This is a genomic window from Pseudomonas sp. SbOxS1, assembly GCF_013416725.1.
GTDB lineage: Bacteria > Pseudomonadota > Gammaproteobacteria > Pseudomonadales > Pseudomonadaceae > Aquipseudomonas.
Genome location: NZ_JAAVXC010000002.1, coordinates 126,652 through 142,883, shown reverse-complemented (window position 1 = coordinate 142,883; position 16,232 = coordinate 126,652). Strand labels below are relative to the sequence as shown.

Below are 16,232 nucleotides of genomic sequence, written 5' to 3'. Positions count from 1 at the left end.
CGCCGGTCGTGACACTTCCAGAGCAGATCCATCCCCCGATCAATCGCTCCAGGCTCGTATGGGGGATGGGCTTCACTCAGATTCTTGCCTGGGGCTCGACCTATTACTTGCCCGCCGTGCTTGCGGCTCCAATAGCTAAAGAAACCGGGTGGTCCATCACCGGTGTGGTGGGTGGCTTGTCCTGGGGGCTTCTGGTAGCGGGAGCTTCCTCACCGGCAGTGGGTCGTCAGATTGATCGCCATGGCGGACGCTCAGTCCTGGCCGCCAGTTCACTGCTGTTGGCACTCGGCATGCTATTGATGGGACTAGCGGGCAGCATTGCCACCTACTACCTCGCATGGACCCTGATCGGCTTCGCCATGGCGGCAGGTTTATACGACGCTGCTTTTTCAACTTTGGGACGACTGTTTGGTGAGGGGGCTCGAACGTCAATTACCGGTTTGACCCTGTTAGGCGGGTTCGCCAGCACCATCGGCTGGCCGGTGATTGCGGGTCTGGAGAGTTGGATCGGCTGGAGGAGCGCCTGCTGCGTCATTGCAGCGGCTCACTTGCTAATCGGATTCCCTATTCACGCCCTGTTGATTCCTGGAAGCACAAAACAACCGCCCCATCCCGTCATAAACACATCACCCGGTGCGTCAGAGCTTCGTCCCGTTACCAATCACCTGCTCTTGTTGATTGGCGCCATTCTGACGATTCTGGCTCTGGTGGTATCTGGCATCTCAGTGCACCTACTTAATGCCCTCAAGCAATTGGGAATCGCGACTGCTGTGGCATTGACCATCGGCATGGTGATTGGTCCCTCGCAAGTTGTGGCGCGGCTGGCGGAGTTTTCCATTGGTAGAAATCTCCACCCGACCTGGTCTGCACGGGCTGGTGTATTGCTTTGTTTGATTGGGCTTGCACTGCTGATCTCGGGTCTGCCCTGGTTGGCTTTCGGGGCCATTGCACTTTACGGCGCAGGTAACGGCATTCTCACCATCGCTCGGGGTACTCTTCCGTTGGCCCTGTTTGGACCTCAAGGCTATGGCGTACGGATGGGACTGCTCGCACGGCCGGTTCTTGTCGCCCAAGCTTGCGGCCCGATCGCCGCAGCTTTCATTTTGGAGCGGTATGGTGCGTCGGTAATGCTTGGAGTGATGTGCGGCTTTTTGTTGATGTGCTTCATTGCCACTTGGCACTTACCGTCCACTCAAAATACCGTTCAGGATCGATAGCTACCTCATAGCATCACAGGATTCGCTGCCCCGAATGAGAACCTGAGTCTTTGCACTCTAATATTGGACTGGCTGCGGTGGCTACAACCACGTCAGTGTGAAAACAGACCCGATACCATCCGGATGGCCTTACAGAAATATCCCAAGGATTTCATCAGGAATCAATTTATAGTGGCCATTCGCTTCCAATTGCCATTCACTGGTAAGAGGAGAATCTGAAGCTGCTACTGTGAGGCAGAGGAACTGGAGTTACGAGCATACCAAGACAGTTTCCGCCCGGTTGACATGTAGCTCACAAAAAAATGGAGAGGTAAGAATGCCCTTCAAGGAAAACCTAAATAAGCATTTCAAGAAATTCGAAGCTTCGCCGATGCTGTTCATCGGATCAGGAATGTCTCGTCGGTATTTAGGAGTGGAAGGCTGGGAGCAACTGCTCCAAAAATTCTGTGACTTCATAGGTGAGAACTCTCTGCGTCTGAAAACCAACTCTAGCGGAGACCTTCCAAAATATGCCCAACTCCTTGCCGAGACCTATTGCAATAAATGGTGGGAGCTACCTGGCTCGGAGCAGACCGCACAAGAATTTAAAACTGACTTAATTAACGACAGCTCAATATTAAAGATTGAAATATCGAAGTATTTAAAGTCAGCGCATGAAAATATTAATGCCGAGCTTAAACATGAACTAGATTTGTTGCGAAAAGCTAATATCGACGGTGTGATCACCACAAACTGGGACTGTTTGATCGAGCAGCTGTTTCCGAAATTCACAAGTTTCATCGGCCAAGACGGCCTTATTGCCGGTAGAAGTCACGGTATTGCTGAGATTTATAAAATACATGGCTGCGCCACACAGCCAAATTCGTTGGTGCTCACTTCCGGCGATTATGAGGAATACCGAAGAAAAAACCCTTACCTTTCATCTAAGCTGTTGACAATTTTTATCGAGCGCCCCGTAATCTTCCTTGGTTACTCGCTAACAGACCCGCATATTGCAGACATACTTGAAGATATAATCAGCTGCTTCCCCGAAAAGAGTCTCGACTTCCTGCGAGACAAACTTATCTTTGTTGAATGGAAACAAGAGCTCGACGGCCCTACGATCACCGACTCTGTCATCCATAAGAGAATTCCAGTAAAGCTCATCACCGCGAGTAGTTTCACAGAACTCTTCGAGGTTCTTGCTGAGACTAAAAAGCGCATCCCGGCGCATATTTTTAGGACAATCAAGGATGAGCTTTATGAATTGGTTATTACAGATGACCCAAAGGGACAGCTCTATGTGAGGCAGGAACAGGATCTGGAGAAAAGTGAATCGCTAACCGAGTTTGTGGTTGGATATGGCGCCATCTCTACCGTTAAAAAAGGTGAGGCTATCGCAAAACAAGGGCTTATTGGCCTGGAACGAAGCCACCTTCTCCGAGAGGTGATTTTTGAAACTGGTAACTACGATGCTCTCGACGTGGTTATGAGCGTTTTCCCAAAGCTTGCAAAGGGTACTCAACGACTGCCGATTTTTTATTACCTTAAAAAAGCAGGTTGCATCACGCCCACTGGCGAATTGACGGATAAAGCCAGCAACCTATGTGAAGGAGCCATCATAAGGTACAAGCTTACAATTGATGACTATCGCAGTAAAGGATATGAACTGCGACGATCAAAAACAATACCGCAATTAAAGACAAGCGTGAACGAACTCTACAAAGAACTTCAATTCAACCTGTTTTTAAGAATGCTACCATATATGGAGCCCGCACTGATTAAAGTTGGCCAGCAAGATCTATTTGAAATTTTAAAGAAACATGCGGACACCTCACACCAAGTCAGCGATTTTGCTAAAGCTGTTTGTCTTTACGACTTCATAAAAAATAGTGGTAAATTTTGACAAAAAAATAATTGGAAAATTTTAAATGTGGGTGAGGCGCTGGATTCACCACCGCCTCCATTCACTGCACTTTTCCAAAGATGCAGTGATTCCTCCTTGGCTTCGTAGGCTTCGAAGACCAACAATGACTCGCCTCTGGTATTCACTAAGCAGACATTATTGTTAACTGGTATTTCTATTAACGGGTTATGTATGTTGATTCATAAGCAAAACTTTTTAGCTCGTCTAAACATCCTTCAAAATAATCTTTAACGGGCGGAACCCTATTAACAACTGCAATATATTCTTCATGCCAGTCTTTATCATTTATTGATAGCCACTGGCTTATAGGCTCGATATTAACACGACTTTTTTCCAGAGCCAAAGCATGTCTGCGATAGAACCATACTAGACTTTTATTTTTCACAAAACCTGAAAATTGAGAAACATCACGATACTTAATAGCGTCTAATACTGCTTCCCGGAACTCCTCAAAACTATAAAAAAAAGCAAGCAGCATTACCGAAACTGAAACACTATTTGAAAATAGCTCTGTTGATTCGCCGTATATTGAGGATTTAGTAAGCGAATCCACCACCCAGCGATTCCTATGTTTTTTTGGCACTCTGCCACTGAAGTTAACTTTTTTCTTTATTTTACCGGAACGCCACAATTTATAGTCAACCGATCTAACTAAGTCAACGCGCTCTATTCTAGGAAGATCATTATTCAGAATTTTGTGTACAAATATTGCGACTCTAATTTGGAACCTAGACTTCGTTTTAGCAACCTCTTGGTTAGCAATTTCTGTCAGGCACTGATAGAAGTCTTCTGCACACAGATAATTACCACGCGACGGTCTACCCTTAATAGCAGTCAGCTTCGCATGATGTTCCCAGCAAAAATCAACTAAATATGGCTGATGCGATCTATGAATATAGGGAACACCGAAAACCTCAATATCATTTCTTATGCATTCTGGACAAAATTTTGACGACCCGAAGTTTGTAATTCGCCACCCACCATCTCGAATCGGCCCTAACATACTTCCTGAATTAAAGTTTTTAGTTAACCTATAATAAGTATGATTAATCAAAAATGAATTATACCTGTCATTACCAACCCCATACAATTTATCCACAAGCACGCGAAGGTGTTCTCGATTATATTCCCCAGGAGCAAAGTGCACATTAAATAAAGAAGTTGATGTGGCGGTTTCACTGTTTGAACCAGTTAGTAAGTGATACCTAAAAACTATTGACTCTAAACTTTCGTCAGGGAACGGACATGGAAATAGCTTGACTTGACCTGATCGACTCACTTTGCTTTCTGCCAACTTTTCAGTTTAACGAATAACGATTTGCTTATAACCTTTGCAAGGCGCTGAGATTTTTTTGACGTAGGTACTCCACCATGCATTATTTTTACTTCAAATGAAGCATACGGCCTACAGCAAAAAAGCTTAACCTCCCCTGGAAAATTTCGTTGCCTGCGATTATCGACACCTGTGCCGCTAAATCGACTTCGAACATGACTCGAAGATTCGAGCGGTTGGGTCCATGACCTCTCCAGTAGGAATTGCTCCGCACTCTCGCGAATCAATTTGTGCTTGCCCAGCCTCTATCGGGCTTTCAAGGCCGGGCCTCCACCAAGCCATCGGCTCCTTGCATTGATTCACAATAAGGAGATGAGTTGGGTTGTCACTCGTTCGACTGCTGTAAGAGCGTCTGTCGACAACCCATTTGGGAATGCAGTGAATACGCGGGCCATTTAAACAAGGTTCATCCGCGTTGGGAAGGATGGCCGTCGGTTATGGATGTAGCAACCATGGCTTGTTACGACTCCTCAGGCTCGTGCAATCGTTCCAGCTATAGTTCGCACCAACGGCTATATTTGCATGTTGTCCCCTTGCGAAGATCGGCTGTGAGCCTCAGGAGGTTAACGTGACCTTGCCACAGGAACGGACACGAGCAATTGTCCAAACACAGGAGTTCCTGCTCGATTTGTCCACCGACCCCACTGTCGAAGAACGCATACGCAAAGAAGCTATCCGGCTACTTCGACACTATCCGTCGGCAAGGGAGGTGCTTTTGGCCGGTAAAATTGAAGAGCATCGAACCGATTCGCTGACAGAACCATTTCTTAGTTCGCGAATAGACTAGGTAGGTCCGTTGGAGGTATTGAGACAGTTTGGTAGCAGATTAGCTACATGCATGGGATCTCTTGTAACAGGTTTTGGAGCTCAACGTCCGAGACATGCCTGATGCGAATTCCCGCCAAACGCAGCAAGACTGAAAAGGCGAGACGGCCCGGATAAGGAGAATTTGCTAGCACCCAACGAAGCTTACGCAACTGAAAATCGTGCTCGGTCTCGACTAGACGCACCGTTGCCTGGCTAGAAAGAGGGAATTTTCCGGGTAGTCGCAGAAAATCGTAGTGACGCGGAACTGAACGGGAAAGTACAGCACGAGAGATCCTCACCGGCCGATCCTTGGATTGGAGAAGGTGGTCATGTGCTTTTTGCAGTTCAACCGTAAGTTCAGCATCTCTGGCAGCCCAATCCACATGCGAACGCCCAATATTTGGCACTCGATGGGATCTGATGTATTCCGTCAGCCAGCTCCGATCATTCCGGTATAACCACATATACCCGACCCGATCATGAACTCGTACTGATTCGGAACAGGCAACGAATCGCTCTCGTTGAGCGCTCACCTCGGAATCGCTAGGGGTGCGTAGCGGTAGGATAGGCATTCGCTTGGTGCCAACACGAGTCGATGGATCTTGAGACGTAAAGGCGAAGTCCGACTCGGTAAATCTCTCGGGGGTAAGTCCTAGCAGGTGGCAGAGGAAGTAAAAACGAAATGGGTGATAGGAACGTCTCTGAGCACGGAGTAGCCGAACAGCCCACTCGCTTCCCCTGGATCCATCAGAGTTCAGTACCTGATACTCCCGTGATCGAGGTGCATCTTCCATAACTTTATTAAGGTAAGTATCCAGCCTTGATAAACGAAGACGATCCCGATGAATCATTCCCAACTCAGTAAGCCGAAAACGAAGCAAACCACTTGCGAGGAGCTTTGCCACTTGGGCAGGGTTACAAAGCCCCCAAGCTATGAGTCGGGCCACCTCAATTAACGGAGGGGTTTCGTCCTGATACAAAACTGCATCTTCTACGTCGCGAGCTTTGAGACTGTCAGGTAGATACAGATGCCTCCAATCATCGCGTGGTTTGCTCACAATCTTAAGCACGACCTTATGATACGGGCACACCAACACACCAGTTGCTTGATGAATTCGATGCCAATACGCTTGACCCACATGTTGATAATCGTGGGCAAGGCAGCATTCGCAAAACCTCAGAGATCCAAAATGCTCAAACCCTGATGCAGTGCTCCCCAAAGACATTTTCAAACCAATTCCGGATGTACCACACATAGCTTCAGTAGCAACTCCCAACTGACGGGCGTTGAGAAACGGTGCGAAAAGCGGTAACAACGTATGTTCCTGGATCAGGTGATTCACTGACAACTGCTTGGATAATCGCTGTGAAAGAGCGTCGAGACAGCAAGGAAAAGCCGAGCCACATGTCCTAGAGTATCGACCAAATAACTCGTTGCTCGTTTGACGATAACTAGAGTTGGCTGCAAGTTTATGGTACCTGGACGCCAGGCTATAGATTGTTTCATCAGGGAAAGCTTGCGGAAAAAGCTCCATGGCTGTCTCCTGCTAGAGCTCGTCAAAGGGATTACTACCAAGGCTTGTCGTCTATCCATCCTTCTGCCGATAAAGCTGCATCCAGGTCGTCAGATTCAGCGATTTCTTTAGCGATATTCGAATCGATTGACTTGCTTACTGGGACCATTGGATTTGCTTTCGGCTCATTGGCCCTCTCTCTCTTGCTCGCCCCATCGATATTCGAAATCAACGCCAGATCAGCCCGTCTTGCACGCCGTACTAAGTCGAAATTCATCATCTGCGAGATCTGATCTTTCGCAGGCATCATGTCTTCAAAATCTGCGATTTGAAGAGGATCACCACTGCGCAGCGCTTCGATAGGCTTATGCAGTAAACGCATCTGCTCGTTGTAAACGCGCTGCAAAATTTCCTCCGATACCTTTGGTAGCCCTTCATAGATGACATATCGCTGGGTCAATGTGAGCAGCTTTACCAAAAAGTCAGTGTTGCCTTGGGTCAGGTCATAGATCTTATCCTCCAAAGCCGCGGTTAGCGGTGTAGGGGATCCTGTCCAATCATATTCCCAGAGTCTTTGTACGAGGTATCGCCAGTAATCATCGTCCGCGCTGAATCGATCAAATGACACCACTCCCATCCCCACAGCACGTCGTGCATTGCGCAACACACCTGAGAACAACGGCACCATGGCGTTGGTACCTACATACACCAATGGGATACCAGCCTCGTTCGAAAGGGTTACGAAAAAATTAAGCAAGGTCTCCTTCCCATTACCAACACGTGCTGAGTTGAGGTGCTGTAACTCATCAATGATCAATGCGCCGATGAAGTAACTACGACAAAGCTGACCGATCCTTTGAAGGAGAATGCTGATGTTCATGCGCGTGGACATAAGCTTGCTGTAATCATGCACACCCAACGCTTCGTCCAAAGCAGCGAAAAATGCAGCGCAGAATCCACGAAGCGAACCATCATGAGGGCATTCGATCTTCAGCCAAACTACCTGAGTCTGTATGAATGGCCGGCCGGCATATTCAGAGTGCCTAATGGTTTGCGGATAAAGGCGAGCGATCGCGCTCAGGGCTGTAGTCTTACCCATGCCGCTAAGACCAACGAGCGTTATCGTCGACGCCGACGATTTGAATCCGGAATATTTCAGATCTTCGATCGAGGAAGCATGCAGCATGGCGACAGTATCGCGGTGAAAAGGATCGCGGGAGGTGTATCCATGTCTCAGCAGTTGGCTGAAGATGTCCTCCAAGTGCAAGTGGATTTCCAGTGGGATAACAGCATCAGTGAGTCTGTTCACCCCATGGACTTTGAGCTTGGCAGGAAGGGTGAGCTCAGCCTCAGTAGGTTTAAGCGGTGAATGGAGAATCTTCCGTGCGACATCTTCATCGCTGAGGATAGGAGGGAGAGCCTCAATAAGTGGATTGCCGTCATAATGAGGTAGTCCCGTCGGTCTATAGGACGCGGGTTGATGTTTTTTTTCACTCATGGCCGCAGCCCTTAGATTCACCGGTTACCAGCTTAAGGAAGCTCCGGCCTCGGGAAGAGAGTTCGCCTTTTTCGAGGGCTGCAGGTTCGCGAGGTGATTCAGAACTTGCCGTAGAACCGGAATGGATTACTTTAAGGTCAACACTATCGCGAGCACGGTCCACCACGAGTTCAGCCTGGCGATTCACACGCTTGTCCGCTTTAAACTTGGCTTTGGATGGTGGCTTCCCGGCCTGCTTTTTCATCTTGGTCGCTTCGGCAACGATCTCCTCGCCTCTCTGCTTCAATTTCACCCGATCTTGAGTTGCTTGAAACGACTCATCAGGTGAAACCTGCTTCGTAATGCTAAGCACGTCCAAAATTTCCTCCAGGCGATAACCACTGAATTTTTGCGCCATGTGAGGCGCCAGTGTCAGCGGATGAAATTCGGCGCCCACCTTTACCCATGCACTGTCTACGCAGTTAGGGTCGTACCAAACCCGGACATAGCGAGTGGTGCCATTGTGCGAGTTTTCAGCCCACTGCTCTCGCTGCAAAATTTCACACGTAAAAAGCAGGCCTTGGAAGTAGATCCCGCCGCGTTTGATGGGGGCTTCCCGAGACGGCAACAATGCAATTTTAAGTTCTTCAGCGCCTTTTGTTCGTGCGTTGATGGGGCTGTGGTCCATTGCCCATCGCCAAATCTCGAGAGGTGTAGGGCTCACCTCGTCCGCAATCATCTGCTCAGTCAAGAGGTGCGGTAGACGCAAGTTTCTGTTGTGGTTCAACACTGCGAGAATGACCATCTCAGTAAATTGGTCGATGTCCAGGATTGCGTCCAACTCGTAATCGCGATCACCTCGCTCCAAGCGCCGGGCATCAACACCGCCGGGGTAAAATTTTAGATCAAGCCCCTCGTTGATTAGACGGAATCGGCTCTCGACAATCGATTTCCAGTCAGGTCGGAAAGGAGGAGCGATTTTTAGAATTGTCCCGAGAGTGTTGCTCATAGTTTCACCCGCCTCACTGAGCAACTCAGCCCGATCTGCCGAGAGCTCGAAAGGCAAATGATGGCAAGGCCATTCATCTTCCGAAATTTCTACGTTATAACGCTTACAAAACTCCTGTTTAGGGGTATAGGCATTAAATAAAGCGTGGCGAGCGCCGTTCCAGCTAGGGCCTTCAAGACCGATATGTATCCCTACAATCATGCGAGAGTAATTATCGACAACCACATAAATAACTGGCCTCCCGATCAACCAGTTACGGTTAATCCGGTGTACCAAATAAATATCAGCGATGGTCGAATCAATCTCAAATCGATGGCACGGACCGAAGACCCCATCACTTGCTGATCCTGTTAATGCTCGGTAATCTTTGTTCCACCGGATAGAACCCCGACGACCTTTTAATACATAACTATCGTCAAAAAACTTCTTCCCATGATATTTGAACTGGGAAATCGTCGGATAAGTTCCCCTTACAACTTCTCCAGGTTCACCTCCTGGTAGAGTTTTTGTGTAAAACTCACCTAGCATCCAGTCCCATGCGTCACGAACTGTACCGCACTTTCCGCTGGCAAACCGATCATAGGCGAGTCTAATGACTGACCGCTCTTTTTCTCCGAGCAGTATCGCCCGGTCTTCATAAACAACGCCTAAATACTTGGGCGGGCGGCCCAAATGTTTACCTGGCGCGATATTCCGACTCTCGGCTTTTCCCCAATTTGTAGAATTGTTCAAGAAGGCATTTTTTACTTGCCCCATGCTCCAGTACCTGAACAATAAACGGTAGATTTGCTTTCGGTCGACGCCTACGGCCAGCGCATGAGCATTAACCCGTGAACCAAAACAGCCGCCCGCTAATAGCTCCCCAACGGTACGGCCCTCAACAAGGTCTCGAACCAGGTTCCATCTTCTCTCCCGACTTGCCAACTCGTTTTCTGATATTTCATCATCATCTCGGATCAAAAAATCTGGGGCCTGCTCTGGAGATATACGTAACAGTGCTGAATCAAGTTCAATAAGAATTGGGTCAAGATCCTCGACCCACGGTTTTTTGGGAGAGAATGTATAATCAATAACAATAACTTTTCGCCGCGCCGAGTCCAGTTCAAGTAATCGTACTGGACAGGCGAAAATTGCTGACTCTGCTGAAGGAGAAATAATACAGTTAGCAATGAGGTTACGCATGGTCTCGCCTCTCAACACAAATATTTATTACGAGTGATTGTTGTGTTGAAACATTCAAAGGTTTTGCTAGGTCAATTTCTTGATTTTCGAAGTCCATCGACAGCCGTCTTTGCCAAAGCATATGGAAAAAAAGCGATTTGACTTCTTTGTAATCCATGAACAATGCTTTCGAGAGTTTTGTTATAAGGAGCCGCAGCGAAATTTCATTTGGCCTAGATGCGTCGATGAATTCGCTGACCTTCTGAAAGTTTTTTTCAGTTGCTAGGGACGCCGAAACTAATGCGTGGCTCCGAAGCTTAACCAAATTTTGAATATGCACAGGAGAAAGATGCTCATACAACACCAGTTTCCAATCAACCCCCCTTCGACTCCAGTACAACTTCTCAATCGCAAGCTTTTCCAATAAACGGGCACGTTTCTTGGGGGAGAGCTCTGTAATTTCCTTCCGGTACTTAAGCGTTCTAGCAACGACTTTTTCGCCTCCACCCTCAGCCGCCGAGGTGATAACAAAATCAGTCGTGAACACGTGAGGGACCTTGGTCCTAGGGTAGAAAACTGGCCGATATCCAAGGCTGCATGCGATGGAGTAGGTCTCTGCCTGTGGCAAAAGTGGGAATTGCTCACGGATGTCGATTACTGCGGGATCGTGCTCCAGGATCAGATGGAAGTGGAATTCCGCCTTCGACAGGAGGTGGTGGGCTCGCCGAATCCTCACACCAGGAACAATATGGGAAGAGCCTAGCGACGCGACGGATCGGACCTTGATCCAAGGGCGATACTGCTCCCTTACGCCTTGGCCGACGCCGGAGGCAATACGCTTATCGATCCAGTCCTGAGTGACAAGACGTGATGGGATACGACGGGCTGGAACGCTGGTTTGCTTGACCATTACTGCTGACCAAGGGTTGAGGGACCGCGTCGCCCAAGCAGGAGCTTGGTGCGACGCGGCAAGAATTTTACTCTCAAGGGCCCTTGTGACAAACCTATTTAATCTGTGACAAAGCTATTTATCTTGTGACAAACCTAATTGTTCAGAGACATAAGGTTCGATCAGCTGTGGATAACTTATTCCACAGTCACCGATTTCGCCAGGTTACGTGGCTGGTCTACGTCGGTGCCTTTCAGCACGGCCACGTAGTACGACAGCAACTGCAGCGGGATGGTGTAGAGGATCGGCGACAGGATGTCGTGGATGTGCGGCATGTGCACAACGTGCGTGCCTTCACCATTGGTCATGCCGGCCTTCTCGTCAGCGAAAACGATCAGTTGGCCACCCCGGGCGCGGACTTCCTGGAGGTTGGACTTGAGCTTCTCCAGCAGTTCGTTGTTTGGCGCCACGGTGACCACTGGCATGTCGTTATCCACAAGTGCCAACGGGCCGTGCTTCAGCTCGCCAGCCGGGTAGGCTTCGGCGTGGATGTAGGAAATTTCCTTGAGCTTGAGGGCCCCTTCCATCGCAACCGGGAATTGCGCGCCGCGCCCCAGGAACAGGGTGTGATTCTTCTCGGCGAACAGTTCAGCGATTTTCTCCACGGTGCTGTCCATCGCCAGCGCTTCACCCAGTCGGGTTGGCAAGCGGCGGAGTTCTTCGACCAGCGTGGCTTCAACGCCTTTGGCCAACGAGCCATGGACCTGGCCGAGGGACAGGGTCAGCAACAGCAGACCCACCAATTGCGTGGTGAACGCTTTGGTAGACGCCACGCCGATTTCGCGACCGGCCTGGGTCAGCAGGGTCAGGTCGGATTCTCGCACCAGCGAGCTGATGCCGACGTTGCAGATGGCCAGGCTGGCGAGGAAACCCAGTTCCTTGGCGTTGCGCAGCGCGGCCAGGGTGTCGGCGGTTTCGCCGGACTGGGAGATGGTCACGAACAGAGTATTGGGTTGCACCACGACCTTGCGGTAGCGGAACTCGCTGGCGACTTCGACCTGGCACGGGATGCCGGCCAATTCTTCGAGCCAGTAACGGGCAACCATGCCGGCGTGATAGCTGGTGCCGCAGGCGACGATCTGCACATTGCGCACTTTGGCGAACAGCTCGGCGGCCTGTGGGCCGAAAGCTTGTACCAGCACGCCGTTCGGGCTCAATCGACCTTCCAGGGTGCGCTGCACCACGGACGGTTGCTCGTGGATTTCCTTGAGCATGAAATGGCGGAACTCGCCTTTTTCAGCTGCTTCGGCGCCATCGCGATACTGCACGGTCTCACGCTCGACAGCTTTGCCGCTGACATCCCAGATCTGCACGCTGTCGCGGCGAATTTCGGCGATATCGCCCTCTTCCAGGTACATGAAACGGTCAGTCACCTGACGCAGCGCCAATTGGTCGGACGCCAGGAAGTTCTCACCCAGGCCCAGGCCGATCACCAGCGGGCTGCCACTGCGGGCTGCTACCAGGCGATCAGGTTGCTTCGCGCTGATCACTGCCAGGCCGTATGCACCGTGCAGTTCCTTCACCGTTGCCTTGAGGGCCTCGGCCAGGTCAGAGATATCCTTGAGTTTGTGGTTCAGCAGGTGGGCGATGACTTCGGTGTCAGTGTCCGAAGTGAAGACGTAACCCAGGGCCTTGAGCTGTTCACGCAGGGCTTCGTGGTTTTCGATGATGCCGTTGTGCACCACTGCCAGATCGCCAGAGAAATGCGGATGCGCATTGCGCTCGCACGGTGCACCGTGAGTGGCCCAACGAGTGTGGGCAATGCCCAGTCGACCGACCAGCGCTTCCTCGGCCAAGGCTAGTTCGAGTTCGCTGACCTTGCCCGGGCGACGCGCGCGTTCGAGCTTTTGATCATTGGTGTACACCGCTACACCCGCGCTGTCGTAGCCACGGTATTCCAGGCGCTTGAGGCCTTCGACCAGGATGGCGGTGATGTTACGTTCTGCAACTGCGCCGACAATTCCACACATGTTATTTCTCCTGACTGACAGCCGCGCAAATCAAAGTGATACCGCGGGCTTTAATCTGATCCCGCGCTTCGAGCGACAGGCGATCATCGGTAATGAGGGTATGGACGCTGCTCCAGGGCAGCTCCAGGTTGGGAATCTTGCGGCCGATCTTGTCGGCCTCCACCATCACGACCACTTCACGGGCGACTTCGGCCATGACCCGGCTGAGTCCCAGCAATTCGTTGAAGGTGGTTGTACCGCGGACCAGATCAATACCATCGGCACCGATGAACAATTGATCGAAGTCGTAGGAGCGCAGTACCTGCTCGGCGACCTGTCCCTGAAAGGACTCGGAATGCGGGTCCCAGGTGCCGCCGGTCATCAACAGCACCGGCTCATGCTCAAGTTCGCTCAAGGCGTTGGCGACGTGCAGGGAGTTGGTCATCACCACCAGGCCTGGTTGCTGGCCCAATTCCGGAATCATCGATGCGGTGGTGCTGCCACTGTCTATGATGATGCGTGCATGCTCGCGAATCCGCGCGACGGCTGCACGGGCGATGGCCTGCTTATATCTGGAGACCGGTTGACTCAGGTCGGCCACCAGTTCCTGAGGCAAGGTGATCGCGCCGCCATAACGACGCAGCAACAGACCGTTACTCTCAAGGGCCGCCAGGTCCTTGCGGATCGTAACTTCAGAGGTTTCGAAACGCTTGGCCAACTCATCCACACTGACTTCGCCCTGCTCGTTGAGCAAGGCAAGGATGTTGTGGCGTCGCTGAGGTGTGTTGCGCTTCGACATGATTTGATAAGTTTCGATTCGAAAGATAGCGAAAGCAATCAAACCCTATCAGTGAAACTTCGTCAAGCGCGGAGTGATCAAAAGACCCTGTGGATAAAATTATTAACAGCAAGCCTCCTGAACCAAGCGAGGCTTGCCGGTTAATATTATTGACAGGCTATAGCCTGTGAATAACTACTTCCGAGCATTGCTGTGTGGATAACTTAGCTTTTCTTGATCTTCTCCGGTCGCTTCCAACCGTCGATGTTCTTTTGCCGGCCACGGGCTACTGCCAACTGCGCTTTATCCACAGTGGAGGTAATAGTCGAACCCGCCGCCGTGGTAGCGCCATCCAAGATATCCACAGGTGCCACCAACGAGTTGTTGGAGCCGATGAATACATCTTCGCCCAACACAGTTTTCCACTTGTTGGCGCCATCGTAGTTGCACGTGATGGTGCCGGCACCGATGTTGGTGCGTGCGCCCACTTCGGCATCACCAAGATAAGTCAGGTGGCCCGCCTTGGCACCTTCGCCCAGGTGAGCATTTTTCAGCTCGACGAAGTTACCCACATGCGCCCGTGCTTCGAGCACAGTGCCAGGACGCAAGCGTGCGAACGGACCGGCATCGCTGCCTTCACCAAGAATCGCCCCTTCGATATGGCTGTTGGCCTTGATGACCACGCCTTTGCGCAAGGTGCTGTCCTTGATCACGCAGTTCGGGCCGATGACCACGTCGTCTTCAATGACAACGTTGCCTTCGAGGATCACGTTGATATCGATCAGCACATCGCGACCCACACTGACCTCACCCCGAACATCGAAACGGGCCGGGTCACGCAGGGTCACGCCTTGGGCCATCAAGCGACGGCCGGCGCGCAGCTGATAATGACGCTCAAGATCGGAAAGCTGCTTGCGGTCGTTGGCGCCCTGCACTTCCATGGCGTCGTGGGGTTGTTCGGTGGCAACCACCAGACCGTCGCTGACCGCCATTTCGATCACGTCGGTCAAGTAGTACTCGCCCTGTGCGTTGTTATTAGACAGGCGACCCGTCCAGTCGGCCAGGCGATCGGCCGGAACCGCGAGGATCCCGGTGTTACCTTCCTTGATGGCGCGCTGGGTTTCGTTGGCATCCTTGTGCTCGACGATGGCAGAGACCTTGCCATCAGTGCCGCGAACGATGCGGCCGTAACCGGTTGCGTCATCCAGCTCGACGGTGAGCAGACCCATCTGCCCGGGCACTACAAGCTTGAGCAAACGCTGCAGGGTCTCGATTTCAATCAACGGCACATCACCGTAAAGCACCAGCACGGTGTCGGCCTTGATGAAGGGAACTGCCTGGGCCACGGCATGACCGGTACCCAATTGTTTGTCCTGGAGGACGAAGTTCAGATCGTCGGCGGCCAGGCGCTCGCGCACCACATCGGCACCATGGCCGATCACCACGTGAATGCGCTGTGGATCAAGTTGTCGGGCGCTGTGGATAACATGGCCGAGCATCGAATTGCCGGCGATCGGGTGCAAGACTTTCGGCAGGGCCGAACGCATGCGGGTGCCCTGGCCAGCAGCGAGGATAACGATTTCAAGAGACATGACTGGCTACCAATCCTGGGTGGTCAGCGGCTGCGACCAACGTGATGAATATCGGAAAAGAAAAAAGGGTAGCCGAGGCTACCCTTTTTAATCAATCACACAACAAGTGCCGCCTTAGTGGCCGAACTTCTTGCGGATCTGCTGGACGGTACGCAGCTGGGCTGCGGCCTCGGCCAGACGTGCGGCAGCGGAACCGTAATCGAATTCCGCGCCCCGCTCATGCAAGGCCTTCTCGGCAGCCTTGACGGCTTCCTGAGCGGAAGCTTCGTCCAGGTCGGCAGCACGTTGCACGGTGTCGGCAAGAACCTTGACCATGTTCGGCTGAACCTCGAGGAAACCACCGGAGATGTAGTACACCTCCTCTTCCCCGCCCTGCTTGACCAGGCGGATCGGACCTGGCTTCAGATTAGTGATCAGCGGCGCGTGACCCAGGGCGATACCAAGATCACCCAGTGCACCGTGCGCAATCACCATCTCGACCAGACCGGAAAAGATTTCTCCTTCCGCGCTGACGATATCGCAATGGACTGTCATAGCCAT

General features: G+C 51.3%; 12 protein-coding genes. 3 read left to right on the top strand and 9 right to left on the bottom strand.

Annotation, left to right across the window (positions count from 1 at the left end; genetic code table 11):
• Positions 1–8: 8 nt before the first annotated feature.
• Both HFK74_RS01560 and HFK74_RS01555 read left to right on the top strand, forming a co-directional pair.
• On the top strand, positions 9–1,217 hold the full coding sequence (locus HFK74_RS01560; RefSeq protein WP_368738152.1) for an MFS transporter: 1,209 nt from the start codon (positions 9–11) through the stop codon (positions 1,215–1,217).
• 316 nt (positions 1,218–1,533) lie between these two features.
• On the top strand, positions 1,534–3,102 hold the full coding sequence (locus HFK74_RS01555) for an SIR2 family protein (protein WP_180202070.1): 1,569 nt from the start codon (positions 1,534–1,536) through the stop codon (positions 3,100–3,102).
• A 178-nt stretch (positions 3,103–3,280) separates the two neighbouring features.
• Here the strand turns inward: HFK74_RS01555 and HFK74_RS01550 are convergent, their stop codons facing one another.
• A complete protein-coding gene (locus tag HFK74_RS01550; protein ID WP_180202069.1) occupies positions 3,281–4,402 on the bottom strand; it encodes a TniQ family protein in 1,122 nt (373 codons plus the stop codon).
• A gap of 622 nt (positions 4,403–5,024) precedes the next feature.
• On the opposite strand from HFK74_RS01550, the gene HFK74_RS33400 reads away from it, so the two are divergent.
• Positions 5,025–5,243 carry a BPSL0761 family protein gene (locus tag HFK74_RS33400; protein WP_368738151.1) on the top strand — a complete coding sequence of 73 codons (219 nt, stop codon included), beginning with the start codon at positions 5,025–5,027 and terminating at the stop codon, positions 5,241–5,243.
• 43 nt (positions 5,244–5,286) lie between these two features.
• Here HFK74_RS33400 and HFK74_RS33470 read toward each other — a convergent pair whose 3' ends face one another.
• The 8 genes from HFK74_RS33470 to HFK74_RS01510 form a co-directional block, all read right to left on the bottom strand.
• The gene (locus HFK74_RS33470) at positions 5,287–6,798 is read right to left on the bottom strand and encodes a TniQ family protein (RefSeq protein ID WP_180202068.1); all 1,512 of its coding nucleotides are present in this window, start codon (positions 6,796–6,798) and stop codon (positions 5,287–5,289) included.
• A 34-nt stretch (positions 6,799–6,832) separates the two neighbouring features.
• Positions 6,833–8,275, bottom strand: a complete 1,443-nt coding sequence (locus tag HFK74_RS01540) for an ATP-binding protein (RefSeq protein ID WP_180202067.1) — start codon at positions 8,273–8,275, stop codon at positions 6,833–6,835.
• Positions 8,268–10,445: a Mu transposase C-terminal domain-containing protein gene (locus tag HFK74_RS01535; RefSeq protein WP_257230231.1), complete on the bottom strand. Its 2,178-nt coding sequence runs from the start codon at positions 10,443–10,445 to the stop codon at positions 8,268–8,270. Before HFK74_RS01535 ends, HFK74_RS01540 begins: the two co-directional genes overlap by 8 nt.
• Positions 10,438–11,334: a TnsA endonuclease N-terminal domain-containing protein gene (locus HFK74_RS01530; RefSeq protein ID WP_180202066.1), complete on the bottom strand. Its 897-nt coding sequence runs from the start codon at positions 11,332–11,334 to the stop codon at positions 10,438–10,440. The genes HFK74_RS01535 and HFK74_RS01530 overlap by 8 nt, the downstream gene beginning before the upstream one ends.
• A 176-nt stretch (positions 11,335–11,510) precedes the next feature.
• Positions 11,511–13,343, bottom strand: a complete 1,833-nt coding sequence (gene glmS / locus HFK74_RS01525) for a glutamine--fructose-6-phosphate transaminase (isomerizing) (protein ID WP_180202065.1) — start codon at positions 13,341–13,343, stop codon at positions 11,511–11,513.
• A gap of 1 nt (position 13,344) precedes the next feature.
• Complete coding sequence (locus tag HFK74_RS01520) at positions 13,345–14,124, bottom strand: DeoR family transcriptional regulator (RefSeq protein WP_180202467.1); 780 nt, start codon at positions 14,122–14,124, stop codon at positions 13,345–13,347.
• 200 nt (positions 14,125–14,324) lie between these two features.
• Complete coding sequence (gene glmU, locus HFK74_RS01515; protein WP_180202064.1) at positions 14,325–15,692, bottom strand: bifunctional UDP-N-acetylglucosamine diphosphorylase/glucosamine-1-phosphate N-acetyltransferase GlmU; 1,368 nt, start codon at positions 15,690–15,692, stop codon at positions 14,325–14,327.
• A 114-nt stretch (positions 15,693–15,806) separates the two neighbouring features.
• Complete coding sequence (locus tag HFK74_RS01510) at positions 15,807–16,232, bottom strand: F0F1 ATP synthase subunit epsilon (protein WP_007969909.1); 426 nt, start codon at positions 16,230–16,232, stop codon at positions 15,807–15,809.